At 54.5% G+C, this 25,079-nt stretch carries 26 protein-coding genes and 2 pseudogenes; 13 read left to right on the top strand and 15 right to left on the bottom strand.

The annotated features are described in order from the left end of the window. Positions 1-267: 267 nt before the first annotated feature. The 3 genes from ABLU96_RS05100 to ABLU96_RS05090 all read left to right on the top strand — a co-directional run bounded on the left by ABLU96_RS05100 (position 268) and on the right by ABLU96_RS05090 (position 1,950). Entirely contained in the window at positions 268-486 is a 219-nt protein-coding gene (locus ABLU96_RS05100; protein WP_012543040.1) for a cold-shock protein, read from the top strand. Between the two features lie 268 nt (positions 487-754). After that, positions 755-982, top strand: coding sequence for a hypothetical protein (locus tag ABLU96_RS05095; protein ID WP_010434226.1), 228 nt, complete (start codon positions 755-757; stop codon positions 980-982). A 563-nt stretch (positions 983-1,545) separates the two neighbouring features. Next, complete coding sequence (locus ABLU96_RS05090; protein ID WP_024274587.1) at positions 1,546-1,950, top strand: H-NS family nucleoid-associated regulatory protein; 405 nt, start codon at positions 1,546-1,548, stop codon at positions 1,948-1,950. A gap of 303 nt (positions 1,951-2,253) precedes the next feature. On the opposite strand, the gene arsC is transcribed toward ABLU96_RS05090, so the two are convergent. Genes arsC through ABLU96_RS05075 form a run of 3 tightly spaced genes read right to left on the bottom strand, consistent with a single transcriptional unit; the run spans position 2,254 to position 4,346 of the window. Next, a complete protein-coding gene (gene arsC / locus ABLU96_RS05085) occupies positions 2,254-2,679 on the bottom strand; it encodes a glutaredoxin-dependent arsenate reductase (RefSeq protein WP_024274588.1) in 426 nt (141 codons plus the stop codon). A 12-nt stretch (positions 2,680-2,691) separates the two neighbouring features. Continuing rightward, a complete protein-coding gene (locus ABLU96_RS05080; protein WP_024274589.1) occupies positions 2,692-3,981 on the bottom strand; it encodes an arsenic transporter in 1,290 nt (429 codons plus the stop codon). Between the two features lie 44 nt (positions 3,982-4,025). Further along, positions 4,026-4,346 carry a metalloregulator ArsR/SmtB family transcription factor gene (locus tag ABLU96_RS05075; RefSeq protein WP_032938043.1) on the bottom strand — a complete coding sequence of 107 codons (321 nt, stop codon included), beginning with the start codon at positions 4,344-4,346 and terminating at the stop codon, positions 4,026-4,028. A gap of 85 nt (positions 4,347-4,431) precedes the next feature. On the opposite strand from ABLU96_RS05075, the gene arsH reads away from it, so the two are divergent. Together arsH and ABLU96_RS05065 are read left to right on the top strand one after the other, a co-directional pair. Continuing rightward, complete coding sequence (gene arsH / locus ABLU96_RS05070; protein ID WP_024274591.1) at positions 4,432-5,130, top strand: arsenical resistance protein ArsH; 699 nt, start codon at positions 4,432-4,434, stop codon at positions 5,128-5,130. A gap of 300 nt (positions 5,131-5,430) precedes the next feature. Then, a complete protein-coding gene (locus ABLU96_RS05065; protein WP_010434242.1) occupies positions 5,431-5,649 on the top strand; it encodes a hypothetical protein in 219 nt (72 codons plus the stop codon). A gap of 650 nt (positions 5,650-6,299) precedes the next feature. Here the strand turns inward: ABLU96_RS05065 and ABLU96_RS05060 are convergent. From ABLU96_RS05060 to ABLU96_RS05050, 3 genes and pseudogenes are all read right to left on the bottom strand, one after another. Next, on the bottom strand, positions 6,300-6,779 hold the full coding sequence (locus ABLU96_RS05060) for a hypothetical protein (protein ID WP_064406095.1): 480 nt from the start codon (positions 6,777-6,779) through the stop codon (positions 6,300-6,302). Positions 6,780-6,880: 101 nt separating this feature from the next. Then, positions 6,881-8,455, bottom strand: coding sequence for a type VI secretion system protein TssA (tssA, locus tag ABLU96_RS05055; RefSeq protein WP_064406094.1), 1,575 nt, complete (start codon positions 8,453-8,455; stop codon positions 6,881-6,883). A 117-nt stretch (positions 8,456-8,572) separates the two neighbouring features. Beyond that, positions 8,573-8,659, bottom strand: a pseudogene (locus ABLU96_RS05050) (type VI secretion system contractile sheath small subunit); the annotation flags it as partial. Between the two features lie 592 nt (positions 8,660-9,251). On the opposite strand from ABLU96_RS05050, the pseudogene ABLU96_RS05045 reads away from it, so the two are divergent. Then, positions 9,252-9,341, top strand: a pseudogene (locus tag ABLU96_RS05045) (MurR/RpiR family transcriptional regulator); the annotation flags it as partial. Positions 9,342-9,502: 161 nt separating this feature from the next. Here ABLU96_RS05045 and ABLU96_RS05040 read toward each other — a convergent pair. The 3 genes from ABLU96_RS05040 to ABLU96_RS05030 form a co-directional block, all read right to left on the bottom strand. Next, positions 9,503-11,416: a hypothetical protein gene (locus ABLU96_RS05040; RefSeq protein WP_064406093.1), complete on the bottom strand. Its 1,914-nt coding sequence runs from the start codon at positions 11,414-11,416 to the stop codon at positions 9,503-9,505. Beyond that, a complete protein-coding gene (locus ABLU96_RS05035; protein WP_014226465.1) occupies positions 11,413-11,817 on the bottom strand; it encodes a hypothetical protein in 405 nt (134 codons plus the stop codon). The genes ABLU96_RS05040 and ABLU96_RS05035 overlap by 4 nt, the downstream gene beginning before the upstream one ends. Positions 11,818-12,113: 296 nt before the next feature. Continuing rightward, complete coding sequence (locus ABLU96_RS05030) at positions 12,114-13,025, bottom strand: LysR family transcriptional regulator (RefSeq protein WP_004135102.1); 912 nt, start codon at positions 13,023-13,025, stop codon at positions 12,114-12,116. Between the two features lie 116 nt (positions 13,026-13,141). Between ABLU96_RS05030 and speB the strand changes: the two genes are divergently transcribed. Genes speB through ABLU96_RS04995 form a run of 7 tightly spaced genes read left to right on the top strand, consistent with a single transcriptional unit; the run spans position 13,142 to position 20,065 of the window. Further along, the gene (gene speB / locus ABLU96_RS05025) at positions 13,142-14,092 is read left to right on the top strand and encodes an agmatinase (RefSeq protein WP_014226466.1); all 951 of its coding nucleotides are present in this window, start codon (positions 13,142-13,144) and stop codon (positions 14,090-14,092) included. Positions 14,093-14,102: 10 nt separating this feature from the next. Beyond that, entirely contained in the window at positions 14,103-14,951 is an 849-nt protein-coding gene (locus ABLU96_RS05020; protein ID WP_025107317.1) for a TIM barrel protein, read from the top strand. Between the two features lie 12 nt (positions 14,952-14,963). After that, the gene (locus tag ABLU96_RS05015) at positions 14,964-16,040 is read left to right on the top strand and encodes a 2-oxoglutarate and iron-dependent oxygenase domain-containing protein (RefSeq protein ID WP_014226468.1); all 1,077 of its coding nucleotides are present in this window, start codon (positions 14,964-14,966) and stop codon (positions 16,038-16,040) included. Positions 16,041-16,049: 9 nt separating this feature from the next. Next, positions 16,050-16,853, top strand: a complete 804-nt coding sequence (locus tag ABLU96_RS05010; RefSeq protein WP_348862359.1) for an ABC transporter substrate-binding protein — start codon at positions 16,050-16,052, stop codon at positions 16,851-16,853. Positions 16,854-16,877: 24 nt separating this feature from the next. Continuing rightward, a complete protein-coding gene (locus ABLU96_RS05005; RefSeq protein WP_064377896.1) occupies positions 16,878-18,398 on the top strand; it encodes an amino acid ABC transporter permease/ATP-binding protein in 1,521 nt (506 codons plus the stop codon). Then, positions 18,399-19,127, top strand: a complete 729-nt coding sequence (locus ABLU96_RS05000; RefSeq protein ID WP_064406090.1) for a class II aldolase/adducin family protein — start codon at positions 18,399-18,401, stop codon at positions 19,125-19,127. Between the two features lie 5 nt (positions 19,128-19,132). Continuing rightward, on the top strand, positions 19,133-20,065 hold the full coding sequence (locus ABLU96_RS04995) for a glyoxylate/hydroxypyruvate reductase A (protein ID WP_064406105.1): 933 nt from the start codon (positions 19,133-19,135) through the stop codon (positions 20,063-20,065). Here the strand turns inward: ABLU96_RS04995 and ABLU96_RS04990 are convergent. The 6 genes from ABLU96_RS04990 to ABLU96_RS04965 are packed head-to-tail and all read right to left on the bottom strand — an operon-like array spanning position 20,062 to position 25,018. Then, positions 20,062-21,120, bottom strand: coding sequence for a cytochrome c-type biogenesis protein CcmH (locus tag ABLU96_RS04990; protein ID WP_064406088.1), 1,059 nt, complete (start codon positions 21,118-21,120; stop codon positions 20,062-20,064). The genes ABLU96_RS04995 and ABLU96_RS04990 overlap by 4 nt on opposite strands. Next, positions 21,117-21,674 (bottom strand): thiol:disulfide interchange protein DsbE, encoded by a 558-nt coding sequence (dsbE, locus tag ABLU96_RS04985; protein WP_025107312.1) that lies wholly within the window; start codon positions 21,672-21,674, stop codon positions 21,117-21,119. The genes ABLU96_RS04990 and dsbE overlap by 4 nt, the downstream gene beginning before the upstream one ends. Then, positions 21,671-23,608, bottom strand: coding sequence for a heme lyase CcmF/NrfE family subunit (locus ABLU96_RS04980; RefSeq protein WP_064406087.1), 1,938 nt, complete (start codon positions 23,606-23,608; stop codon positions 21,671-21,673). Before ABLU96_RS04980 ends, dsbE begins: the two co-directional genes overlap by 4 nt. After that, positions 23,605-24,084, bottom strand: coding sequence for a cytochrome c maturation protein CcmE (gene ccmE / locus ABLU96_RS04975; protein ID WP_025107310.1), 480 nt, complete (start codon positions 24,082-24,084; stop codon positions 23,605-23,607). The genes ABLU96_RS04980 and ccmE overlap by 4 nt, the downstream gene beginning before the upstream one ends. Next, positions 24,081-24,284, bottom strand: a complete 204-nt coding sequence (gene ccmD, locus ABLU96_RS04970; protein WP_025107309.1) for a heme exporter protein CcmD — start codon at positions 24,282-24,284, stop codon at positions 24,081-24,083. The genes ccmE and ccmD overlap by 4 nt, the downstream gene beginning before the upstream one ends. Next, positions 24,281-25,018: a heme ABC transporter permease gene (locus ABLU96_RS04965; protein ID WP_025107308.1), complete on the bottom strand. Its 738-nt coding sequence runs from the start codon at positions 25,016-25,018 to the stop codon at positions 24,281-24,283. The genes ccmD and ABLU96_RS04965 overlap by 4 nt, the downstream gene beginning before the upstream one ends. Between the last annotated feature and the right edge of the window lie 61 nt (positions 25,019-25,079).

Raw genomic sequence — 25,079 nt, 5'->3', positions numbered from 1 at the left:
ATTGAAAACACTTAAAGACTATACATTGAAAATGGCATTCAGCCACTTTTATTTTCCCTACAGGACCTCTGGACGGCTAAAAGATAATTTGCTTATATCGATTCCCTGTGCCTTAATGAATCCCATCAGTTCGATGTACTAATGAAAGTTAGAAATTTTCCGGGCAGTTCTCATTACCAGGTGCTATCGTTGATATCCCCTCTTTTGAGTCCATACGTTTAATCTTATACGTTTACTATCAATACAATCATGTATAACGGAGTCAGTATGACCTCGAGAATTATGGGCCTGGTTAAATGGTTTAACGAAGACAAAGGTTTTGGCTTCATCTCTCCTCTTGATGGCAGCAAAGATATCTTTGTCCATTTGTCTGCACTTAATGGCGACAACTTTAAAACTTTATTTGAAGGTCAGAAAGTTGAATTCGCCATTCACCGCGGAGACAAGGGTCCTGCTGCTGCAAACGTAACACTTTGCGATAAATAAATCATTGTGGGTCTGCGATAACGATGAAGGATTATTCCTGAGTAGACAGATAAATAACTTAAATCAGATGAAAGTCGTTTATTTTTAATATCTGATCAGCATATTTTTCAAAATTATGAGTATGCTAAGCGATGTGATGAAGTGCAGTACTACTGCATAAAAAGTCTAAAAGCACAAGCTAACCACATGTTAAATAAGAAGTGCGTAATGGCTTTGACCTTAATGGCATCTGCCAGTTAATATCCATGAGAGAACAGGGTAATAGAATATGATTAAAGTCCTTGTTTTCTTTAATGCTGAATCCTGTAAAGTCATGACCGTTCTGGAAGGTATATCCTCTATCAGGCAGGAATATCCAAACGGTGAAGAAACACATCTTCGGATTATGTCTGCAGGTTTTCCTTCCTTAACTGGCGATCATGGTATTGTTTACGTGGCTACTGACAGGGAGTTAACGTCACAGGAGATACTTGATGCGGCCAGGAAATATTTATAAAATTTTTGTCATGCTCTCTGCTCCACGTTTAATTGCATGCTTACCCTATTTATCAGAATCGAACAAAAAATGAGTTAAAAGCATTTATGGCCTGCTAACAGCAGGCTTTTTTTTACATTACACTTTTTTAGAAACGCCTCTATAAAGAGAGAGTAATTCGCTACCCTCTGACAAAATGCAGGTGTCTCCCCCCTGCGTGCCATCTTGCCATTTGTGAAAAACCTTGCTAAGTGGCGGCGCTGCCTCTCCTCATTTTAAATCTCATCAGGTGTGACTGAAGCAATAAGTTATGAGGGTATAAAAAGGCTCTCCGGATAACTCCTGGCATCATAGTTTTAAGTACCTTCAAAAATGCATGGACATTTCGTAGGAGTTGTAATTTAGTTCTTGCACATTCTTCTTAATTTTGTCTTGCGATAAGAGATTTATATAAGTAGTCTAAACCTCGTTAATAACAATATGTACCAATCGGATTAAAATGCTCAGTAAGAAAAATCGGGTTGATGAGCAACCGTCGACATTGGTATTTGCTGAACAACGAAAAAACTTTAAAAGGTCTCTTTATGTCAGATGCTCTTACACAGTTAAACAATATCCGTACCTTACGTTCTCAGACTCGTGAAATGTCATTAGATGTACTGGAAGATGTTCTGGAAAAGTTTAAAATTATTCTTATAGAACGACGAGAAGAAGAGACATTACGTCTTGCAAATGAAAGTCAGCGCCGCGATAAACTGGAAACACTTCGTCAGATGATGCTTGATGAGGGTATCGACCCCTCCGAACTTTTAGCTGCTATTGGCTCTCCGGGTAAGGCTAAAAGGACGCGCTCCCCCCGCCCCGCGAAGTATCGATATACTGACGAAACTGGAGAGTCAAAAACATGGTCAGGTCAGGGGCGAATGCCGAAGCGGATCTCAAATCTGATTGCTGAAGGTGGGGAATTAAAAGATTTCGAAATCAGCTAAAAAAGAGCCGGGCATACCCGGCTCTTTTTACGGATAGCCCACAACCATCCTTAGAGGATCGTCGAGAAGCATCTGGTTCGTAACCGGCTTCAACAAGGTGTTTCATGAAGAGATTATGTTGCGCTATAAACTGGGTAAAGAAGGTATTAATGGTGACATTACGCAGTTGTAATGCAGCCAACACCACAGTATTTCCTCTCATAGCATAATGCGGACGGGGTTAGTAGGCTGGAGGTCTTTAGTGAACGGCAAGCGGACGCCCTCGTAGATTAAACAGGCGTCCGATATCTTGAAGTGGACAGATTACCTAACCCGCTTTCCCGTTTCGTCAATGACCTTCTCGCCATCCTCTTTGGTAAACGCTCCTTTCTGACCTTCCGGAAGAATATCCAGCACTATTTCCGAAGGGCGGCAAAGACGAGTACCGAGCGGCGTAACGACTACCGGCCGATTAATCAGGATTGGATCTTGAAGCATGAAATCAATCAACTGCTCATCACTAAATTTCTCTTCATCAAGACCCAGGCGTTCATAAGGTTCAGCGTTTTTACGCAGCAAGGCGCGCACTGTAATCCCCATATCTGAAATAAGTTTAATAAGCTCATCACGGGTCGGGGGAGTATCGAGATAATAAATTATTGTCGGTTCGTTGCCGCTGTTGCGGATCATCTCCAGCGTGTTACGTGAGGTGCCACAGGCCGGGTTGTGATAGATGGTAATATTGCTCATATCAATATCTCGCTACAAGGTGACAGAGAGCCGCCACGCCAGCACGGCCAGAGTGACGAAAAGCACGGGCAGGGTCATGATTATGCCGGTGCGGAAGTAATATCCCCAGGTGATGGTCATGTTTTTCTGTGCCAGCACATGTAGCCACAGCAGGGTTGCCAGACTGCCAATCGGAGTGATTTTCGGGCCTAAATCGCAGCCAATCACGTTGGCATAAATCATTGCCTCTTTGACGACGCCTGTCGCCGTACTTCCGTCAATCGACAGCGCACCAATCAGCACCGTCGGCATGTTATTCATTACCGACGACAGGAACGCGGTCAGGAAGCCGGTGCCGAACGTTGCTGCCCATAACCCCTTTTCTGCCAGCAGGTTTAGCACGTCAGACAGAGACTCCGTGAGCCCTGCATTGCGCAGGCCATAGACCACCAGGTACATGCCCAGTGAAAAAATAACTATCTGCCATGGTGCATCGCGCAGGACTTTTCCTGTGTTGATGGCGTGACCTCTTTTCGCCACTATGAACAGTACTGCTGCGCCAGTAGCGGCTATCGCACTTATCGGGATCCCAAGAGGTTCCAGAACAAAGAAACCGACAAGCAGCAAAAACAGGACAATCCAGCCCGCCCTGAACGTTGCCGGATCCTTTATCACACTGGCAGGCGTCTTCAGCAGCGAAACGTCATACGTCACCGGAATATCCCTGCGGAAGAAGAGATGCAGCATGACCAGCGTGGCCGTAATCGCGGCCACATCTACGGGGATCATCACGGAGGCATACTGCGTAAAGCCCAGACCGAAAAAGTCCGCCGAGACGATATTCACCAGGTTAGAAACAATGAGCGGCAGGCTGGCCGTATCTGCAATAAATCCTGCGGCCATGACAAAGGCCAGTGTCGTGCCCTGACTGAATCCCAGTGCGAGCAGCATCGCAATTACGATCGGCGTCAGGATCAGTGCGGCTCCGTCATTGGCAAACAGTGTAGCAACAGCAGCCCCAAGCAAGACTATCCAGCTAAACAAAAGGCGGCCACGTCCGTTACCCCAGCGGGAGACGTGCAGTGCGGCCCATTCAAAGAAGCCGGACTCATCGAGCAGCAGGCTGATGATGATGACCGCAATAAATGCCGCTGTCGCGTTCCAGACGATATTCCAGACAACGGGAATATCAGCGATATGGATGACTCCAGTTACCAGCGCCAGCACAGCCCCGATACTCGCACTCCAGCCAATACTCAGGCCTCCGGGTTGCCAGATCACCAGTATCAACGTCAGTAAAAATATACTCCCCGCCAAAAGCATCTCAGACTCCGTTATATATGATTATGTGAATTTGTTTTCTTTTCTCAGCAGGAGGTGCAGGCTGATTTATCCAGCCATTTACACAAATCCTCCCGCATACACTGCCAGGACGTCGTGATTGTCTCAGCTGCCCATGCCGGTATGTGGGGTGACAGACGATAGTGGATCCATTTGCCTTCACGACGGTCCAGAACCAGCCCGGCCTCACGAAGGATAGCCATATGTCGCGAGACTTTGGGCTGTGATTCGGAAATGGCTGCGCAGATATCACAAACGCACAGTTCTCCTGACTCCCGGAGAATCATGACGATGGCGAGCCGAGTTTCATCCGACAGGATTTTGAAAAGCTGAACAGGTTGTAGCATTTTTCACTCCGTTCCCTTTAGAATATATATATGATAAATCATATGTGTTAAATTTGAAATCATCTACTCTCTCCGGAGGAGAAAAATGGAACAATTTCCTGCCCTTAATATTGAATTCTTTGATCAACACATCGCTGAACGCATGAACCTGCAAGCGCCACCACGGATTCTTATCCTGTATGGCTCAGTAAGAGAGCGCTCCTACAGCCGCTTTGCCGCGGAGGAAGCCGGTCGTCTTCTGACTGCAATGGGCGCGGAGGTGGAATTCTTTAACCCCTCTGGTTTACCCCTGCCTGATGATGCGCCAGACACGCACCCTAAGGTCACCGAACTACGCGGCCTGGTCAGATGGTGTGACGGGATGGTGTGGAGTTCCCCTGAGCGGCATGGGACGATGAGCGCGGTGATGAAGGCGCAAATAGACTGGATACCCTTAAGTGAAGGCGCGGTTCGTCCTTCGCAGGGCAAGACACTTGCAGTGATGCAGGTCTGCGGTGGTTCGCAGTCCTTTAATGCGGTGAACCAAATGCGCATTCTGGGCCGATGGATGCGGATGTTCACTATCCCCAACCAGTCCTCCATTGCTAAGGCATGGCAAGAGTTCGACGAAAACGGCCGAATGAAACCTTCGTCATGGTATGACCGTATCGTCGATGTAGCCGAGGAGCTGTTTAAAATCACGGTGCTGCTTAAGGGACAAACTGGTTATCTTGCAGATCGTTACAGCGAGAGAAAAGAGAGCTATCAGGAGCTTTCATCCCGTGTCAATCAGGACAAAATTTAACGTATATTTTTCGTGAATCCATACTGCATGAGATTAATAACATCCACTATGGCACAAAGGAGATATCCCATCCTGTGTCAGAATATGAAAAACTACCTTGAGGTGAACTAGTAACTCTGGTTATGACGTGGCGCTTGCGCGTCATGATGCAAAACTAATTTTGATGTTTAATGAAATCCTGGTTGCACCCAAGCTAAGCGCTTCATGCTAAATTTTAGGCGAAGGAATAACAGAAGTCCTGTCCATTGCGTGTTATAACCGAGGTTGAAAACCGGCACACTGGCGGTTGAGAGGCATCGCATGAAATTACAAATCACAAGAGCAATTGGCCTCAGTAAGCTCTCTCCACGTTGGGTTAAGGTTATCTGCTTACGGTTAATTAAAAATGATATTGAACGCTCTCTCAACGCTCTTCTGGTCAAAATTGATGAATCTGAACTCTCTACGGAGCAACTTAAAGCGTTTAAGGAATGCGTTGAAAGAATTAACCTGGCACGGGGTAAGGGGATGCAGGCGTGAGCATTTTTAATTAAGCATTTTTCGATGCTGCATTGGTGATGATGGCTTTTATCCAAAAAATTTCGCAGGCGAATAGTAGTCTAAGCGTTTGATAAAAGGTAAGCCCAAACCGTATATGCGCGGCGCGTTTGCTGCGCAAGAAATGGTTACCAGGTCAAATCTGTTTTTCAGTGTGACGACTCAACTAGATATCACCACGCACAGTCCCTATCTCGTCTTCTTTCTCATCAAAGGGAGAAAAAACTTTTAGGCACCCAAATAGGCACCTAAGAAAAGTTGAACTAGCAGTTATTCAAATTAATTCAATGAATTACACAACCAATTCAGACTCCGCCAGCCCACCAAAATTCTCCAGCGGTGATTACCAGAGTCATCCGATGAAGTCCTAAGAGCCCGCACGGCGTAAGCCCTGCGGGCTTTTTTGTGTCTATATCGGTCTGGCGGGAATGACTGAGGACCGCAGCCTTGTGGTGCCTTTTTGGGCTCCAGGAGAAAGAGCCAAAAAACGCGGGTCCTAAAATGGTAAAACTCATTAAGAGGCTCATTGCGGCTGAAAGCACAAGCATGAAGCCTTCAGAGCAGACAGCCCGAATATCTGTAATGGGTCAGGCAACGGTTGCCTGCACAATATGAGAAACCGCTGCGACTATTCAGGCAAGGCAATCAACGGCATGGAAAAAGAGCTCTTCCGTCATGATGGCATTCTCTTTTTCGCTCTGATGTTCGCGGCGGATAAACCAGCCCGTTTCCGGCGCCATGCTCAGGTAAAACAGCTGAGTGATTCCAGGAGCATTAACCCGCATTGTCATGCAGCCCGTTTCCACACCTCGACAGAGCTGTTCAGGTACTATGCTGACGTGACGATCGCCGTTCTGTAGCCGGATTGTGGTGATGTCATAACGGCATATACCGCTGTTCAGGCTATAGCCGATCGTGCTCAGATCATGAATATGCTTTGTTGATAGAATGATCTCAATGCCGGAACCCGCAAACCACTGGCTGATTAGCTGCACCAGCGCATCCATCCGGCGGCGGAATGCCTGAATTTCCGCCTCAGCGGATTTATTGCCGGTCGGTGTGCTATCGGAGTTCTGCTGCACTTTCTTAAAAAAACGTTCTCTGGCCGACACTTTATCGCCCCCGTTAACTTTTAATACGTTGTGAGATATGCGCTGAGCGGCATTCTCTTTTTTTCATCGCCGCTCCCGCCACCTTATTTTTCGTAAACAGATTAAGCGCACAGCACTACGGCGCGGGCGGGATCGATGGCAATCAGCTCGGCAAGCAGGCGGTCCATAGCAGACTGCAGGCGGTTTTTGTCGGTTTCACTGCGCCCGGCCTTCAGGCGTAGCAGCCTGAGGTGGCGGGCTTTGACTTCGAACAGCAGACCTGTCTCCCATTGTGCCAGCGGAATTCCGGCAGCATCCGCGCCCAGTTCCGCCAGCAGGTGTTGCGCCAGCTCATTTTTGCCGGTCTGCTCGGCAATACGCGCCATCAGCAGGCGCAGCAGCCAGCGGCTGCGCACGCTGGTGATACCCGGGCGGTTCTGCAGCCAGGCCAGCGCCGCCTCCGGGCCGTCGCTGTCGGCAACCGCGAGGGCCTCCGGCTCCAGCAGCAGAATATCGTCATCGCCGGATGCGGTAGCGGCGCTGGCGGCAGTATCATCCCGCCAGCCTGCGGCGTTCTCCAGCACCTGCTGTTGTATCCAGTTCAGCGTGACCTCATCGGCAAACGGCGTGCCGTCGTTAAATGCCAGTCCTTCCAGCCCCGTCAGCCGGGTCAGCAGCCCTTTCAGGTCATTCTGAATAATAGCGGCTTCCGCTTCCCGCCCAGCCTTCAGCAGAGCCTGGTGGATATACCACTGCAGGTCCAGCCACAGATGATTCGCGCCACGAGAAAACATCCCGTCAGCCTGTTCCAGCAGTTCTGTCCAACTCTGCTGGAGATACAACCGCTTCAGCAATGCCCGCTGGTCCGGCTTCGGCGGTTCAATACGGGTTCTGCCTTCTGCTGATAGCGGCGGCAGCTGATATAGCGTGTCGTGGCGGATGCTTTTCATCAGATGGTGAGCGGCCAGCCAACCCTCCGGCTGGTCACCGAGATATTTCGCCAGGATACGCGCCTGCGTCAGCAGTTCCTGGCCGGAGGTGATAGGGCTCAGCGCCGGCGTATAGTTGTTTGCCTGAGAGGGCGAAACATCGCTGACATTCTGCGGCACGACGGCATCCGGCCCGCCCGACTTCAACAGACGGGTCTCGAGGACGCCGCACAGCGCATCGGGGACAGTCCCCTCCTGCGCCTGCTCCATCAGCAATAATGCGCCGCTGATACGCAAGGCATCAGTACTGCCGGCCTCGGGGTACAGCGACAGGCTGTCAAGCATCCGCTGTCCGGCGAGCCAGTCAAATGCGGCCCTTCGGCTGCGCTCCCGCAGCGGGTGCAGCTGCTCGCCAAAACCCTGCATCAGCCCGGCCAGCAGTTCCAGTCCGTCCGCCAGACCGCTTTCGCCATCCCGGTGCAGCCGCGCCCACGCGTAATATGAGGCAACGCGAATATCTTTGGTCACGGTGGTGAGCAGTTTTTCGGCCAACCTACAAATCAGATCGCTATCCGCACCGGTGATCTTGTTCACCTCTTCGCGCATCTGCTGGAAATCATCATCGTAGCCGGGATCGTCCCCCGCGGGTTTATCGGCTGACAGCGGCTGCAGCCAGTTATTCCACAACAGCAGACGTTGTTGCGTTTGTACCGCCAGCGCATCAGCAGCGGCCTGACAGACTGAAATCAGAGTATAAACATTGGCCATCAGTACATCTCCTCTCCGGTCAGCGCCGGGCCGGCTGCCAGCGCCGTTCGGGCCACAGAATCAGCCACCTGCGCGTCCAGCATATTCCCGGTTAATCTATTAAATAACGCACGCCGTTTATTTCGGAGCCAGCGCGCTGATTTCGTCGCGTAATTCCTGCGTTAGCGCCGGGTCTTTCAGGATATTTTCGAACTCTTTTCTGAAAATGCGTGCCCTGGGCACCTCATTCTGGAACGTATCAGCCATAGCGGTCCCTTCCCGTGAGGAATAATGAGTTAAAGATAACGGCGTGTGATGACCAGGATATAGTAGAGCAAAGCGCCAAAAAATATCAACCTGCCGGCCCCAAAGTCCATTATAAGACTTTCCTCAGACACCTTAAGGCAAATGTAAAAATGAAACGCATCAGACAAACAAAGCTGGTATGTAACAACAACCTTTTGCTTACAATAAAGGCTGAGTGTATACCTGGCAGAGGAATATGAATTAAATTCATATCTGAATAGACGGAGTTGATTGATGCAAATCAATGTGCCGCGGAAATAAAGATCACTCCTGACACTGAAAACATCGCGAATAGCGGAGTGTGAAATAAATTATTTTTTTATGGTTTACAGTCTGTAAACCGCCCAGCTCTGGGCATAAATATGGTTATAATTAATGACTGGCAAGATTAATATAAAATTCACAAATAATATCCGGCAGATATCAAGTCGGGATTCATTGGGAAAGCAACAGGGACAGGATCGCAGTTCCGTCTTCATACTCGTTGAGAATGGTAATATGCTGCTTTTCACACCTCGCCCCGTATGACGAAGCGGCGCATTACGCCGGAGAGGCCTCGGGCGTCACCGCCTTTGAGTCAAACCTCATGCAGCTGGATTGACTGCTGCCGGAAGCGATCGGTTGAAAGCGCGATGGGCAATATTCTGCCCGCCAGGCGATAGTTGCAGCCATGATGTCCGTCCCGGACATCTGACTGCCCCCCAGGTATGCGGGCGATGGCTTTGCGGATACGCAAGTCGGCGGGGAGCCGCGATTGATCGCTCAGGGAATGAGTTCGAAGGTAATGGAGATTAAGGTATCCGGGTTCAGGTCCGCAGGCGTGCTGCTATACAGCGAGCCGGCCTGTCCATATAGCGTGACCGTTCCCCCTTTTAATCCGGATGATAATACTTTGGCCATTAGCGGATCGATTTGCTTATCGTAAACCATCTTTGAATTCATCGTATTGAGTATCGGCGTACCATCAAGCTTCTTCTCAAGGATATTCATAGACAAAGTCTCATTCGACTTGTACGGCTCCTTTCCTTTTTTATCAACCACAAAATATACGCCATTAGGCAAAATCTCATATTTTTTATTTTTGATTTTTGCCATGATTCTTTTTTCAATATCGACGTACTTAGACGATAGTTGTTCGTTAAGCATGTTAACGATACTTTCTATTTCATTTTCTTTAATTTTAATTTTTTTATTATAAGCGTCGTTAAACCCGGAAACCAACGCTGAAGGCGCCAGCTTGACATTATTGTCGGCCATTTTATTCACATCGGATAGCGCCTGGGTAAGGTAGAAAACGCCGAGCGCATAGGCATTTTTATGACTTTTATCCGCAAGGCTTAAATCACTTTGCTTGATGGCCAGGCTATCGAGCGTAGACTGTAATTTTTTATTTTTATCGTTTAAAGCAGCGACTGAAACATCATATTCTTTCTGCGCGGTTGCGGCGGCGGCGTTCAGCTCGGCGTTCTTTTTGCTCAGCGCATCAAGCGCGGTTTTCTGCTGCTCTTCCCTCTCCGCGTGCTGCTTGTTCAGCATGGCGATCTGCGCCGTCAGCGCGCGGATGGTCTCATCCTGCTTTTTCTGCGCCGCTTCGGCGGCAGCGGCCAGCTCGGCGTTCTTTTTGCTCAGCGCATCAAGCGCGGTTTTCTGCTGGCCTTCTCTTTCCGCGTGCTGCTTGTTCAGCATGGAGATCTGCGCCGACAGCGCGCGGATGGTCTCATCCTGCTTTTTCTGCGCCGCTTCGGCGGCGGCGGCCAGCTCGGCGTTCTTTTTGGTCAGCGCATCAAGCGCGGTTTTATGCTGGCCTTCTCTTTCCGCGCGCTGCTTGTTCAGCGCGGCAATCTGCGCCGACAGCGCGCGGGTTGTCTCATCCTGCTTTTTCTGTGCAGATTCGGCAGCGGCGCGCAGTTCCAGATTCTTTCCCGTCAGCGTATCGATCGTCGATTTCTGCAGGTTCTCACTCTGCTCCTTCTGCGTTTTCAGCGCGGCAATCTGCACCGACAGCGTGCGGGTGGTCTCATCCAGTTTTTTCTGCGCCGCTTCGACAGCGGCGGCCAGCTCGGCGTTCTTTTTGCTCAGCGCATCAAGCGCGGTGGTCTGCCCGCTTTCGTTCTGTGCACGCTGTGCCGTCAATGCGGCGATCTGCGCCGTCAGCGAGCGGGTGGTCTCATCCAGTTTTTTCTGCGCCGCTTCGGCAGCGGCGGCCAGCTCGGCGTTCTTTTTGCTCAGCGCGCTCACGGCGGCAGTTTCGCCGATCTCTTTCTGTACACGCTGTTCACTCTGAGCCTTCAGGGCGGCGATCTGCGCCGACAGTTCGCGCGTCGTTTCAGCGCGCTTTTTCTCCGCCGCTTTGGCGGCAGCGCTCAGCTCCGCATTCTGTTTCCGCAGAGCGTTAATCGTACTCTCTGTTTTATTCTGATGACTTTTTTTTCTGACGACGTCCTGCTTCTGAGGCGTTTTTTTATCAGGGCTATCGTTATTTTGCTTAGACGAGACCGACTCCCCGCTGGCGGCGCCTGAGGCCGGCGGATTGTTTATTTCGAGTTTCGATATATTATCAAGGAAGTCTCCCGGCTCAGCACGAGCAGGAAACACAACAATAAGGGTAAAAAGAGCAAATACAATCGCAGGACCTCGTAGATTGCATATATTCAGTTTCCCCTTAGCGTCCATCATCTGGCCAGCCCATCCTTGAGTTCAGCTTTTCTTGCCCGGCTTTCAAACTCTTTAATTAATTTCTGCGAAATGCTATTACACTTATCGTTTATCTTGTATTCAAAAAGCGGTGTAATCGTTGATTTTACGCTGGCGGAGGTTTGGTCTGAAACAGAAGCATAAAACTTAGCGTCATTGATTAAACCATATAGCTCGTTTGAGTCCTGCTGAAACTTTTTATCGAGCTTAACTAAAGCGTCGGCATCCTGGATACACTGCTGTAAAGCAGGAACCTGCGCGGGCTGTTCATTTTGAATGACATCTTTTTTTATGAGTGCGCTCTGCGGTTTTTTACCATTAGTACACCCCTGTAATAAACCTACAGAAATGCACACCAATGCCAATAAGCTATTTCTTATCATCTTCCCATCCATTAGAAAAAAAATACGTCAAAAATATATTTGTCGATTGCAGCAGAAAAAATTTTAACAAACAACGTCAGGCGTTGGATTTAACATTAATTCAGAAAAAACACACAAAAAGGTCATTTTTTAACCAGGTCGGGAATGGGAATTATCCAGGTGCAGGACGATATTTTTATCTAAGCTTTTTCTTAGCCACATATGATTAATGGCACATTACCTTTTATATGCCTGATATTGAGCGGTCTTTTTACAATTCTAATCAGGCATAAGCTGTTACTCATTCAATACGAATCTCATTCGCTCCACTTCGGTCTGGCCACCGTATTCTTCTTGAGTAGATTGCGAAACTCCTTCAGGTAGGGTTCGTTGCTGCGCCCGCGCTTGCATATCGCCGAGAAGGGAGATTGAAAGCCAAACTCATTGGGCAGCAGTACGCGCAGGCGATTCTCCTTAATCCACGGCCAGGCGTAGTGCTCGGGAAGGTAGCCGATGTATTTCCCGGAGAGGATGAGCAGCAGCTGCGCATCGACGGTTTCAACGGTCGCGCTGCCCTTGCTGAACCCGCGCCGCCGCAGATCGCTGGTATTCCAGTAGCTGCGCGTCACCAGCGGACACTGGCTGATCAGCTCTTTATCGAGCTGTCGACTGAAGAACATGGGATGCAGGTCGCTGCAGTAGAGCCAGTGCTGCTCGCGATAGAGCGGTTCGCTGATGATGTTATGCACCCGCGAGTTGTAGCTGCCGATGGCGAGATCGATATGGTTATTCAATACGCCGTTAAGCTGTTCCGCCGGGGTACGGATAATCAGCTTGATATGCACATTAGGAAACTTATCGCTAAAGCTGCGCAGCACGACCGGCAGCGACAGCGCGGTTTCCGTCTCGATGGAATCAAGCGTTGAGATACAAATCGTGCCGCTATGCTCGCCTTTCAGCAGCGCCGACTGGCGCTCCAGTTCATTCAGTTCGCTCAGCACGCGGATCGCCTGCTGTAAAAAATGCTGCCCTTTTTCGGTCAACGCAAAGCCGCCGCGCCCGCGCTGACACAGGCTAAAGCCAAGCTGGCCTTCCAGCTGCGACATCGCATTGCTGATCGCGGAAACGGAAATCCCCAGCTCCTGCTGGGCCCGGCCATAGCTCTCAAGACGGGCCACCGCCTCAAAAACCTGGAGCTGTCGAATGTTAAGCGTCGCGTCGTTAAGCATGGCGTCTTAGTTCACTAATAAATGAACTAAGTATTTGCGGCAGACGATTTAAAGTCCAGCACATCTTTCGCACTATCCCTGCTGTTGAGTTTTGTTTGTCAGATTCAGGAGCTGAAATGGATAACGTCTTTCATCAACCGCAGGGTGGCAACGAGATGCCGCGTTTTGGTGGCCGCGCCACGATGATGCGCCTGCCATTTATCGAAGATTTACAGGGACTTGATGCAGCGTTTGTCGGCATCCCGCTGGATATCGGAACCTCACAGCGTTCCGGAACGCGCTACGGACCGCGCTATATTCGTACCGAATCGGTAATGATTCGCCCGTATAACATGGCCACCGGCGCCGCGCCTTTTGATTCCTTGTCGGTGGCAGATATCGGTGATGTACCGATCAATACCTACAACCTGCTCAAATCGGTGCAGATTATCGAGGATTACTACACCGGTTTAAATAGTTTTCCGCTTATCCCTCTGACGCTGGGAGGCGATCACACCATTACCCTGCCGATCCTGCGCGCGCTGACCAAAAAGCACGGTCCGGTTGGGCTGATTCACGTCGATGCCCACACAGATACCAACGATGAAATGTTCGGCGAAAAGATTGCCCACGGCACCACCTTCCGCCGCGCCGTCGAAGAGGGGCTGCTGGATCTTAAACGCGTCGTGCAGATTGGCCAGCGCGCGCAGGGCTACGCCGCCGGTGACTTCCAGTGGGGCGTCGATCGCGGTTTTCGTCTGGTTCAGGCCGAGCAGTGCTGGCACAAATCTTTGACTCCGCTAATGGCCGAAGTGCGCCAGCAAATGGGGGCTGGCCCGGTTTATCTCAGCTTCGATATTGATAGCCTCGACCCGATCTGGGCCCCCGGCACCGGAACTCCGGAAGTGGGCGGACTGACGTCGATTCAGGCGCTGGAAATCGTGCGCGGCTGCCGCGGTCTGAACCTGATTGGCTGCGACCTGGTCGAGGTCTCGCCCCCCTATGACGTCAGCGGCAACACGTCCCAGCTGGCCGCCAACCTGCTGTATGAAATGCTCTGCGTTCTCCCGGGCGTGAAATATCCATAGAGGAAAAACCATGCAGCTTAACGTCTTTCGCACGCTGTGGGGCGTCACCACCCCGTGGCAGCAAACGGTCAGCGAACTCCGGAGCGTCGGCTGCTGCGGCATTGAAGCGCGGGTTCCGCTGACGCCAGAAGAGCAGCGGACGCTGGCCCAACGCATCGAAGCGTCCGCGCTTGAGTATATCGCCATTGTGTTCAGCGGCGGCGGAGTTATTCCGGCCCAGGCCGAGACGCCCGCGCAGCATCTGGAGCGCTTAAAAGAACGTTTTGCGGCGGCAAAAGCGCTTAATCCGCGCTTCGTCAATCTGCTGGCCGGTAACGACCGCTGGCCGCTGGCGCAGCAGGTGGATTTTCTCGGCAGAGCGCATGAGCTCGCCGCCGAATATGAACTGTTCTGCAGCTTTGAAACCCATCGCGCCACGTCGCTGTATAGCCCGTGGCTGACGCTGGAGATAATTCAACAGCTGCCGCAGCTGCGCTTTACCGCCGATATCAGCCACTGGATCGTGGTAAGCGAACGCCTGCTGGATGACCCCTGCGATGACTTCAGCGCCTTTATCGAACGGGTCCACCATATTCAGGCCCGCGCCGGGTACGACCAGGGGCCGCAGGTGCCGCACCCCGCCGCGCCGGAATATCGGGCGGCCCTGCGGTTTCAGCAGCGCTTCTGGGAACAGATCTGGCAATCGCAGCGCCGGCGCGGCTACCAGTACACCACGCTTACGCCGGAATTTGGCCCCGATGGCTACCTGCATCACCTGCCGTTTACCAACGTTCCGGTCGCCGACCTGTGGTCGCTGAACGCCTGGATGGCCCAGCGTGAACAGCAGCATTTTGTTGAATTCACCTCGCAAACTGAATAAGGAACGGAAGAAATGACCGCTGCAAAAAGTTCGTTTACTGAATTACCGACCATCGATATCAGCGACCTGGCCTGCGACGATCTCGTCCGACGCCAGGCGGTGGCCGACGCCATCGGCCAGGCGGCCCGCGAAGTCGGCTTTTTCTACGTTACCGGCCACGGCATCGCGCCTGAACTGATTGCCGGGATCCGCGCGGCGGCCAAAGAGATTTTCGCCCTGCCGATGGAGCGCAAGATGGCGTACTACATCGGACAGTCGAAAAGCCATAAGGGCTACGTTCCCGAAGGGGAAGAGATTTACGGCTCCGGCAAGCCGGATCACAAAGAGGCGTTTGATATCGGCTTTCAGGCCGCCGACGACCACCCGTTCGTCGTGGCGAAAACGCCGCTGATTGGCGCCAACGAGTGGCCGGACGTGCCGGAATTTCAATCCCGCGTGCTGGCCTACTATGACGCGGTCTTCGCCCTTGGGCATCGCCTGTTTGACGCCTTCGCTCTCGCCCTTGGCCTGCCGGAGGGCTATTTCAGGTCGATGGTTACCTGCCCGCCGTCAAAGCTGCGTCTGATCCACTACCCCTTTGACGCCAGCGCCGAAGATGTTCCCGGTATTGGTGCACACACCGACTATGAATGCTTCACCCTGCTGCTCGCCGACCAGCCGGGTCTTGAAGTGCTGAATGAAGATAGCGACTGGATCGACGCCCCGCCGCTGAAGAACGCGGCCGGAGAAGAGGCTTTCGTGATTAATATCGGCGACATGCTGGAAGTCCTGAGCGCTGGCACATTTGTTGCAACCGCACACCGCGTACGCAAGGTGCCGCAGGAACGCTACTCCTTCCCGCTGTTTTTCGCCTGCGACTACCACACGCTGATTCGCCCGCTGCCGGGCTTCCTTGAGGCAGGCGAAGCCAGCGAATATCAAGAACTGAGCATTGGTGAGCATATGTGGAGCCAGGCGTTACAGACCTATCGCTACCTGCGCGAGAAAGTCACCCGAGGCGAGCTCCAGCTCCCCGAACGCGCCCGCGGCACTAACACCTTTGGCCATCTGAAAAAACAAGCACAGCAAAAAACCGTAAATAACCCGTGAGGATAAATGATGAACAAAACGCTAAAAAAACTCTCGCGCCGTGTGGCTTTATCCATCGCCGTCGCCGCTTGTTTTTCACCGCTGGCTCAGGCCGCTGAGCTGCTGACCGAGGGCGTCTTTAAAGTCGGGATGGAGGTGACCTATCCGCCTTTTGAATCCTATGACAGCAATAACAATATTGTCGGCATTGACCCGGAGTTCTCGGCGCTGATCGCCGAACAGCTGAAGGCAAAACCGCAGCTTATCGACACGAAATTCACCAGCCTGATCTTAGGTATCGGTAAAAAATACGATGCGGTGATCTCCGGGATGTACGTGACGCCCGAGCGCCAGAAGCAGGCGGACGCCATCCCTTACGCCCTGTCCGGCGCGTCCATTATTGCGCTGAAAAGCAGCGCCATTCAGCCAAAAACGGAAGACGAACTGTGCGGCGTGAAGGTAGGTCTGCAGGCGGGTACCGCCTGGGTTTCCAGCCTGAAAACGCACTCCGACGAGTACTGCCTGAAAAACGGCAAACCGGCCATTAGTATCCAGGAATTCCCGACCGCGCCGGAAGCCTCCCAGGCCCTGCTGTCGAAAAATATCAACGCCCAGTTAGAAATCGCCCCGGCGGCGCAAATTATCGTCGAGAAAAGCCGCGGCCGCCTGGCCATTAGCTCGAACCGTCTGGTCTATCCGCTGCCGCTGGGAATTTACGTCGCCAAAGGCAACACCGAGCTGGCCGAGGCCATTAAATCAACGTTAGCCACCCTTAAAGCCAACGGCAAATATGACGCCATCATCAAGAAATACAACTTAGAAAGCATCAATTAATACAATAATTAAACGGGAGTCGGTATGGAGTTCGATTGGGGATACTTTTTTTCATTATTTAGCGTTGGGGCATTCTGGCAGGCGTGTGTCACCGTGGTTGTCGTCAGTTCATTGTCCTGGTTTATTGGCCTGATATTAGGTTTTCTTTTAGCCTGCGCGAAGCTCTCCGGCCCGCGCTGGCTGAAGGTTCCCGTCGAACTCTATATTTGGTTTTTCCGCAGCGTACCGCTGATGGTCCTGCTGGTCTTTGTCTATAACCTGCCGCAGCTGTTTCCGGCCACCCAACCGCTGCTCGGCGTTCCGTTTATTGCCGGGCTGGTCTCGATGACGGTGACCGAAGCGGCCTACATGGCGGAAATCCATCGCGGCGGCCTGCTTTCGGTCGCCAGGGGGCAAAGCGAAGCCGGGCATGCCTTAAGCTTTAGCTTTATCGGGATTCAGCGCTTAATTATTATCCCGCAGGCTTTTCGTATTTCCCTGCCCACGCTGATTAACGAATACATCACCATCATCAAGCTCAGCTCGATTCTGTCGGTTATTTCGCTGCCGGAGCTGCTGCTGACCGGCCAGCGCCTGTACGCGCAGAATTTTCTCGTCATGGAGACGCTGCTGGCGGTCGCCATTTACTACGTTATGGTCGTCACGATGTTTAGCTGGCTGTTCCGGGCGCTGGAAAACCTGCTGGATATTCAGCGTAAGCGCCCGCAAACGCTCAACGAGCATGAATGCGAAACCCTGCGCCAGAACCTGAAGCCGCCGGTACAGACGCAAAAAGCGCAGGCCGCCAGCGGCAACCCACCGGCGCTGGATCTGCACGCCATCGAAAAATCCTGGGGCCAGCACCACGTGCTGAAAGGCATCGACCTGAAAGTGGAAAACGGCGAGGTAATCAGCATCATCGGCCCGTCCGGCTCCGGCAAGACCACCCTGATCCGCACCATTAACGCTCTTGAAAGCATCGACGGCGGCGAGATCATTCTTTACGGCGAGGATTACCTGAAGGGCGCCTCCGTTGTGGATAAACAGCAAATGCGCGCGGGCGTACGCCGCATCGGCATGGTGTTCCAGGGCTTCAACCTGTTTCCCCACCGCACGGTGCTGGATAACGTGATGCTCGCCCCGCTCTATCACAAGCTGCTCGACCGCGCCGCCGCCAGAGAGCAGGCGCTGTGGCTGCTGGATCGCGTCGGTCTGCTGGCGCACGCCGAAAAGTACCCGTACCAGCTCTCCGGCGGCCAGCAGCAGCGCGTGGCCATCGCCCGCGCCCTGGCGCTGAAACCGGACATCATGCTGTTTGATGAACCCACGTCGGCGCTGGACCCTGAACTGGTTGGCGAAGTGCTGAAGGTCATTCAGTCCCTCGCCCGCGAAGGCATGACGATGATTATCGTGACCCACGAGATGGACTTCGCCTTATCAATTTCTGACCGGGTGGTGATGATGGAAAACGGCGTCGTGCAGAGCGATATGCCGCCGCAGCGCATTCGCAGCGATGCCGCCGATCCGACCCTCACCCGCATTCGTGAATTTATGGGAGTGCAATAAATGGCAACTGAACGGGAACTACGCCAGCAGCTGGCCGCCGCCTATCGTCTGGCGGCGCTCTTCGGCTGGGAAGACACGCTGTATACCCACTTCTCCGTGCGCCTGCCCGGCGACGGCGAGCCGCGTTTTTTGATTAACCCCTTTGGCATGATGTTTGACGAAGTCACCGCCAGCAACTTAATCGTGGTCGATATGCAGGGTAAGGTCGTCGAGGGCAGCGCCCCGGCAAACTCGGCGGGATTTACCATTCATAGCGCGGTCCATATGGCCCGGGAAGACGCCCACTGCGTGATCCACACCCACACGCTGCCGGGGATGGCCGTTGCCGCCTGCGCAGACGGGCTGCTGCAGCTTAACCAAATCAGCACCGAATTTTATCAACGCGTCGGCTACCATCCTTATGAAGGCGTCGCATTCGATCTCGATGAACGCGTGCGGATCCAGCGCTCGCTCGGCGAGAACATCGCTATGATCCTGCAAAGCCACGGGCTGCTGTCGGTCGGGCGCACCGTCGCCGATGCGTTTTACATCATGTACTACCTGAACCGCGCCTGCGAGATCCAGATGGCCGCCGCGCAGCTGGCGCCGCTCGGCCCCATCCATACGATACCTGAACCACTGAGCCGGCACGCCTGTGAGCAGCTAATGGGGGTTGAATATGAACGCCAGCTGGTGTGGCAGGCGTGGCTGCGGCGCCTCGACCGTCTTGATACTTCTTATAAGAGCTAATGCCTATGACTCAGTTCACCATCGTCGTGGATTGTAACGATCCTCAGTACACCCGGGAGATTTGCGCCGCGTTCGCACTATTCCCGGAAGTGAAAACGGTTCTGCCCGAGGACCCCGCCGCCCGCGAGGCGCAATACGCCTGCTGCTGGTTTCCCGACCCGCAGCTGCTGGCGCGCTCGCCTCAGCTGAAGCTGATCCAGGCCGCGTCTGCCGGCGTAGACCATTTGCCCGCCAGCGTTTTCGCCAGCGACGTTCCGCTCTGCCGGGTGGTGGATGAAGATTTTCGTCACGGTATGTTTGAATACGCGCTGTGGGGCGTGCTGTGGTTTCAGCGTCACTTTGACCGGGCACTGGCCCACCAGCGCGAGCGCGTCTGGAAGATGTATCCGCAGCGAGCGGCGGCCGATTATCACGTTGGCGTCATGGGCCTCGGCGAAATTGGCGGCTATATCGCCTCGCAGCTGGCCGCGCTGGGGTATCGGGTTTCCGGCTGGGCGCGTAGCGAAAAATCCCTTGCCGGCGTGCGCTGCTACCACGGAGAGGCGCAGGCTGGCGAATTCCTTGGCCAGCTGGATGCGCTGATCAACGTCCTGCCGTTAACCGGGGAGACGCGAGGTATCCTCGCCCATCCTTTACTGCAGCAGCTGCCCGACGGCGCGTCGCTGATTAACTGCGGCCGCGGCGAGCATATGGTGAATCAGGACGTGCTCGAGGCGCTGGATAGCGGCAAGCTGTCCGGCGCGGTGCTGGACGTCTTCCCCGTCGAGCCCCTGCCCCAGGAGGACCCGCTGTGGCAACACCCGCAGGTGGCGATCACGCCGCATATGGCCTCCATCGCGCAGACGGAGGTGATTGCCCGCCAGCTGCTGGACAACATCCGGCGGCAGCAGCAGGCGCTGCCGCTGAAAAACCTGGTGAACAAACGGAGCGGTTATTAACCTTGCGCGTCAACGGCGGGATGTTCGTGGGTTAACCGTTGCTCCGTCTGGTTGATATGATGCTCAATGACCGCCCGGCGCGTATCGTCCGGCGGTAATCGTTTTAGCAGCAACCGCCACGCCGTCAGCGCCTCGCTGAAATGCGCCTGCTCTGATGCACTGAGCGCGTACAGATTAAGCAGGCGGTCGTTAACGCGCTGGCTCTCCATCAGTTGGCGCACCAGCGCATCGCCCCGCGGGTCAGATACCCGCAGCAGCGCCTCCGCATAGCCAAATGCCGCACTATCGTTATCCGGAGCCAGCGCGTAAGCGCGAGCATAGGCCTGAGTCGCCATAGCGGCGTTGTCCAGGACCCTGCCGAGACGCCCAAGCATAAGCCAGTCCTCAATAGAAGCGTCCGGATTTTGCCACAGCGTCGTGCGTAGCCCGAGGGCCAGACGCCGCAGTTCGTCTTCATCAAGCGGCTGCGCCTTTGGATCCTGCACCCGCGCCAACAGAGCCGGCGTCTGAGCCACCGCCTGCTGCCAGCGTTGCACCTGCTGATAGTGGCCGGTCTGGCTATAGCTGACCGCACCTACCGCCAGCGCAAGCACCGCGCCAGGTATAAAAATCCACGGCCCGGCGGATTTATCCTCCGGCGCCCGGCCGTCAGAAAACGTCTCCTGCCCTGGCCTGACGCGGCGGCGGGAGCGGGCCACTATAGCCCAACCGCCCATGGCGATCGCTGCGGCCGGCACGACCCACAGCAGCATCGTCAGCGGGGTTAATGGCGGATCGTAGGTAACGAAGTTGCCGTAGCGCGCCACCATGTAGTCCACAATATCGCTGTCGCTTTTTCCTTCCTGCATGAGCGTAAAAACTTTCTGCCGCAGGTCGGCCGCGATCGCGGAACTGGAATCCGCAATGCTATTGTTCTGGCATTTCGGGCACCGAAACTGCTCCGTAAGCAGGCGAAACCGCTGTTCCTGCTCCTCGTCCTTAAACGGCATGACATCAATAGCGGCCAGCGCGTTTGCGCAAAGCAGCAGCATCAGCGCGCTCAGTAATAATCTCATGGCGCAGCCTCCCGGCTAAACTTCTCCCACAGCGGCCTGAATTCGCGCTCCCACACCCGATCGTTAAGATCACCCGCGTGGCGGTAGCGAATGATCCCCTGTCCATCGATCAAAAACGTCTCCGGCGCGCCGTAGACTCCGAGATCCAGCCCGAGCATCCCGTCGCCGTCAAACAGGCTCAGCGCGTAGGGATTGCCCAGCGTGTTCAGCCAGCCAATTGCTTTCTGCCGATCGTCTTTGTAGTTCAGCCCCACCACGCGGATCCCCCGCGCGGAAAGCTGATTCAAATACTGATGCTCTGCGCGACAGGTCGGGCACCAGGTCGCCCAGACGTTAAGCAGCAGCGGTTTGCCCTGGGCCAGCGCATCCGACTGAAAATGCTGCCCGGGATCTTCCAGCGCCTCAAGACGGAAAATCGGTACCGGTTTTCCGATCAGCGCCGACTCCAGGCTATTGGGATCGTCCCCTTCCACATTACGCGCCAGCTGCCACAGCAGCAGCATCGCGATAGCCATAAACATGACCAGCGGCATCAACAACGTACAGCGCTTCATCTGGCCTCCGCGCCAGGATATCCGCGGCGCGGGCGATAGCGCGGATCGCACAGGCACAACAGCCCGCCCAGCGCCATCAGCACTCCCCCGGCCCAAATCCAGCGTACGAACGGTTTATAATAAAGGCGTACGGCCCAGGCGCCGTTGCCCAGCTCTTCGCCCAGCGCGGCATAGAGATCGCGGGTGAATCCGCCGTCAACCGCCGCTTCGGTCATCATGGCGCTGCTGCTGTGGTAAAAGCGCTTTTCCGCATTCAGTATCGCCTGCGGTTCACCGCGTCGCATGACGCCAATCACCGCGACGGCGGAGCGATAGTTTGGGCCGATCGCCTCTTTGACCTCACGGAAAGAAAAGCGATATTCATGGACATCGACGCTGTCGCCCACCCGCATGCGCACGTCGCGCTCCACGCTGTAATTTTGACTAAAGGCGATACCCACGAGGGTGACCGCCAGCCCGAGGTGGCCTGCGACCATTCCCCAGTAGCTGAGGGTCATCCTGGCGCCGCGTGAAACCCGCAAAGCGATCTCTACTCCCGCCAGCACAAAGACCCAACAGGCCATCGCCAGCCCGACCACCGTCATGGCGACAATCTTATCGCCCAACCACCACGGCAACAGAAGCGACAGCGCCAGCGTGCTTGCGCAGGCGATAACCAGCAGCCTCCTGAGCTTACGCGGGCGATCGCGCCCCCAGCGCACCAGCGGGCCGATGCCCATCAGGAGCGCAAACGGCGCCATCAGCCAGCTAAACATCGTATTAAAGAACGGCGCGCCAATCGAAATACTGCCGAGACCCAGCTGTTTATGCACCAGCGGCAGCAGCGTACCCAGCAGCACCGTGAGCATAGCGACCATCAGCAGAACGTTGTTGCCGAGCAGCAGCGACTCGCGCGACCAGAGCGCATTATTTACCCGAGAGCGGACTTTATAGCCACGCATGGCGAACAGCAGTAAAGAGCCGCCAATGACCAGCACCATAAAGGCAAGAATAAACATGCCGCGCGCCGGGTCGGAGGTAAAAGCGTGAACCGAGACCAGCACGCCGGAACGTACCAGAAAGGTCCCCAGCAGACAGAGCGAAAATGCGCAGATAGCGAGCAGAAGCGTCCACGCCTTGAAGCTGGCGCGCTGTTCAGTGACCGCCAGCGAATGCAGCAGCGCGGTGCCGGCCAGCCATGGCATCAGCGACGCGTTTTCCACCGGATCCCAGAACCACCAGCCTCCCCATCCGAGCTCGTAGTAAGCCCACGCGGAGCCCAGCACAATACCGAGCGTCAGGAACGCCCACGCCGCCAGCGTCCATGGGCGAGAGAAGCGCGCGAAGGTGCTATCCAGCCGCCCGCTCAACAGCGCGGCTATCGCCAGGGCAAAACTCACCGAGAAGCCCACATAGCCCATATACAGCAGCGGCGGATGGAAAATGAGCCCGGGGTCCTGCAACAGCGGGTTCAGGTCGCGCCCTTCAATGGCAAATTCCGGCAGCGTACGGGCAAACGGGTTGGAGGTGAACAGAATAAACAGCAGAAAGCCAACGCTGATCGTTCCCATCACCGCCAGCACCCGGGCGACAATATCAAGCGGCATTCGCCTGCTGCGCAGCGCTACCGCCACTGTCCAGCCGCTCATCAGCAGCACCCATAGCAGCAGCGAACCTTCATGTGCGCCCCAGGCTGCGGCCACGCGGTACCGGACCGGCAGCTGAGTATTGGCGTTACTGGCCACGTAGCTCAACGTAAAATCGTTGGTAATGAAGGCGTTAATCAGCACCATAAAGGCGCCCATAATGAGGATGAACAGCAGAACGGCAAATACCCGGGAAGAGGCCATCATTCGCCTGTCCCCCCGCGCCGCGCCCCACAGCGGATAGACGGAAAGCAGTAGCGCGACGCCAAGCGCCAGGCACAGCAGCCCGTTGCCGACTTCAGGCATCATAAGGATGTGTCCCTGTAGGCGCTATCCGGGCGACGATGGTTGCTCTCCATCGCTTTTTCCACGTCTGGCGGAGTGTAGTTCTCATCGTGTTTGGCGAGCACTTCTTTCGCCTGTATCCGGTTGTGCGCATCAAGCTCGCCCTGAACCACCACGCCCTGCCCTTCGCGGAACAGGTCCGGCAGAATGCCTTCGTAGCTGACGTCCACCGAACCTTCGGCGTCATAGATGCTAAAACTCACCTGCAGCGAATTCGCATCCCGCTTCACGCTGCCGGGCGCGACCATCCCGCCGACGCGCAGACGCTGACCCCGCTCGGGCCGCTGCTGCGTTTCGCGCTTGCCGTAGAGGATTTCGCCAGGCGTATAGAACAGGTCGATACTGGAACGCAGCGCATAGAGCACCAGCGCGGTGGTCAGCGTTAGCCCGGCGATCACCGCGAGGGCGACCCACAGGCGGTTTTTGCGGCGAATATTCATATCGCCTCCCGCGCCGCGCGCCTGCGGGCTTCACGGGCGCGCTGCCGGGCGATATCGCGCAGAATGACACGATGCAGGATCGCGCTGTGCGCGACCAGCGCCGCCAGCGGGAGAATGGTCAACGCCACCGCCAGCCAGACGTAAAAGGCATAGCCGCCCATGGTCAGGAAATCACTCCAGCTTGTAAATGCGCTGCTCATCGACGACCTCTTTTTAAAATCAGTTCACTGACCCACGGGCGACGTTTTTCCATGAGCAAAATCAGATTCCGCATGCGCATTAGCGCCAGCGTGATAAACAGCAGCAGGTAGCCGATAATCGCCAGCCGCAGCGGCGCGCGCATCGCCGGGGCGATGCTTTGCTGCATATTCGTTGAGCCCTGATGCAGGGTGTTCCACCACTCAACCGAGTAGTGAACGATAGGTAAATTCACCACGCCAATCAGCACCAGAATAGCCGCCGCGCGCCCGGCCAGACGGCGATCGTCAAAAGCGTGCCACAGCGCTATCGCGCCGACGTAGAGAAACAGCAGCACCAGCTCAGAGGTCAATCTGGCATCCCAAACCCACCAGGTTCCCCACATTGGCTTACCCCACGCGGAACCGGTCACCAGCGCCACAAAAGTAAACACCGCCCCCACGGGCGCCATCGCCGCCAGCGCCAGATTGGCCATTTTCATCTGCCAGACCACGCCGATGAACGCCGCGGCCGCCATCAGGGCATAAATGCCCATAGACCACATTGCCGCCGGAACATGCAGATAGATAATGCGATAGCTCTCGCCCTGCTGATAGTCCGCGGGCGCAAAGCCAAATCCCCAGACCCAGCCTGCGATCAGTACCAGCGCGCTGGCGCCGCCCAGCCACGGAGCGACCCTGCCGCAGAGCTGATAAAGCCGCGGCGGATTCGTCAGTTGAATCCCTGTTTTCCTCATATTTCAGTCACCAGAAATAAAGATAAATCCATTGATAAGCCCGGGCCTGAATCCCAGGCGC

Source organism: Klebsiella sp. CN_Kp106, assembly GCF_040064575.1.
In the GTDB taxonomy this organism is placed as follows: Bacteria; Pseudomonadota; Gammaproteobacteria; order Enterobacterales; family Enterobacteriaceae; genus Klebsiella; species Klebsiella michiganensis.
This window is presented reverse-complemented; position numbering and strand designations above follow the sequence as displayed.

Coding starts and splice junctions, on each gene's coding strand:
- ABLU96_RS05100 (WP_012543040.1), top strand. CDS start 268: ATGACCTCGAGAATTATGGGCCTGGTTAAATGGTTTAACGAAGACAAA.
- ABLU96_RS05095 (WP_010434226.1), top strand. CDS start 755: ATGATTAAAGTCCTTGTTTTCTTTAATGCTGAATCCTGTAAAGTCATG.
- ABLU96_RS05090 (WP_024274587.1), top strand. CDS start 1,546: ATGTCAGATGCTCTTACACAGTTAAACAATATCCGTACCTTACGTTCT.
- arsC (WP_024274588.1), bottom strand. CDS start 2,679: ATGAGCAATATTACCATCTATCACAACCCGGCCTGTGGCACCTCACGT.
- ABLU96_RS05080 (WP_024274589.1), bottom strand. CDS start 3,981: ATGCTTTTGGCGGGGAGTATATTTTTACTGACGTTGATACTGGTGATC.
- ABLU96_RS05075 (WP_032938043.1), bottom strand. CDS start 4,346: ATGCTACAACCTGTTCAGCTTTTCAAAATCCTGTCGGATGAAACTCGG.
- arsH (WP_024274591.1), top strand. CDS start 4,432: ATGGAACAATTTCCTGCCCTTAATATTGAATTCTTTGATCAACACATC.
- ABLU96_RS05065 (WP_010434242.1), top strand. CDS start 5,431: ATGAAATTACAAATCACAAGAGCAATTGGCCTCAGTAAGCTCTCTCCA.
- tssA (WP_064406094.1), bottom strand. CDS start 8,455: ATGGCCAATGTTTATACTCTGATTTCAGTCTGTCAGGCCGCTGCTGAT.
- ABLU96_RS05040 (WP_064406093.1), bottom strand. CDS start 11,416: ATGATGGACGCTAAGGGGAAACTGAATATATGCAATCTACGAGGTCCT.
- ABLU96_RS05035 (WP_014226465.1), bottom strand. CDS start 11,817: ATGATAAGAAATAGCTTATTGGCATTGGTGTGCATTTCTGTAGGTTTA.
- ABLU96_RS05030 (WP_004135102.1), bottom strand. CDS start 13,025: ATGCTTAACGACGCGACGCTTAACATTCGACAGCTCCAGGTTTTTGAG.
- speB (WP_014226466.1), top strand. CDS start 13,142: ATGGATAACGTCTTTCATCAACCGCAGGGTGGCAACGAGATGCCGCGT.
- ABLU96_RS05020 (WP_025107317.1), top strand. CDS start 14,103: ATGCAGCTTAACGTCTTTCGCACGCTGTGGGGCGTCACCACCCCGTGG.
- ABLU96_RS05015 (WP_014226468.1), top strand. CDS start 14,964: ATGACCGCTGCAAAAAGTTCGTTTACTGAATTACCGACCATCGATATC.
- ABLU96_RS05010 (WP_348862359.1), top strand. CDS start 16,050: ATGAACAAAACGCTAAAAAAACTCTCGCGCCGTGTGGCTTTATCCATC.
- ABLU96_RS05005 (WP_064377896.1), top strand. CDS start 16,878: ATGGAGTTCGATTGGGGATACTTTTTTTCATTATTTAGCGTTGGGGCA.
- ABLU96_RS05000 (WP_064406090.1), top strand. CDS start 18,399: ATGGCAACTGAACGGGAACTACGCCAGCAGCTGGCCGCCGCCTATCGT.
- ABLU96_RS04995 (WP_064406105.1), top strand. CDS start 19,133: ATGACTCAGTTCACCATCGTCGTGGATTGTAACGATCCTCAGTACACC.
- ABLU96_RS04990 (WP_064406088.1), bottom strand. CDS start 21,120: ATGAGATTATTACTGAGCGCGCTGATGCTGCTGCTTTGCGCAAACGCG.
- dsbE (WP_025107312.1), bottom strand. CDS start 21,674: ATGAAGCGCTGTACGTTGTTGATGCCGCTGGTCATGTTTATGGCTATC.
- ABLU96_RS04980 (WP_064406087.1), bottom strand. CDS start 23,608: ATGATGCCTGAAGTCGGCAACGGGCTGCTGTGCCTGGCGCTTGGCGTC.
- ccmE (WP_025107310.1), bottom strand. CDS start 24,084: ATGAATATTCGCCGCAAAAACCGCCTGTGGGTCGCCCTCGCGGTGATC.
- ccmD (WP_025107309.1), bottom strand. CDS start 24,284: ATGAGCAGCGCATTTACAAGCTGGAGTGATTTCCTGACCATGGGCGGC.
- ABLU96_RS04965 (WP_025107308.1), bottom strand. CDS start 25,018: ATGAGGAAAACAGGGATTCAACTGACGAATCCGCCGCGGCTTTATCAG.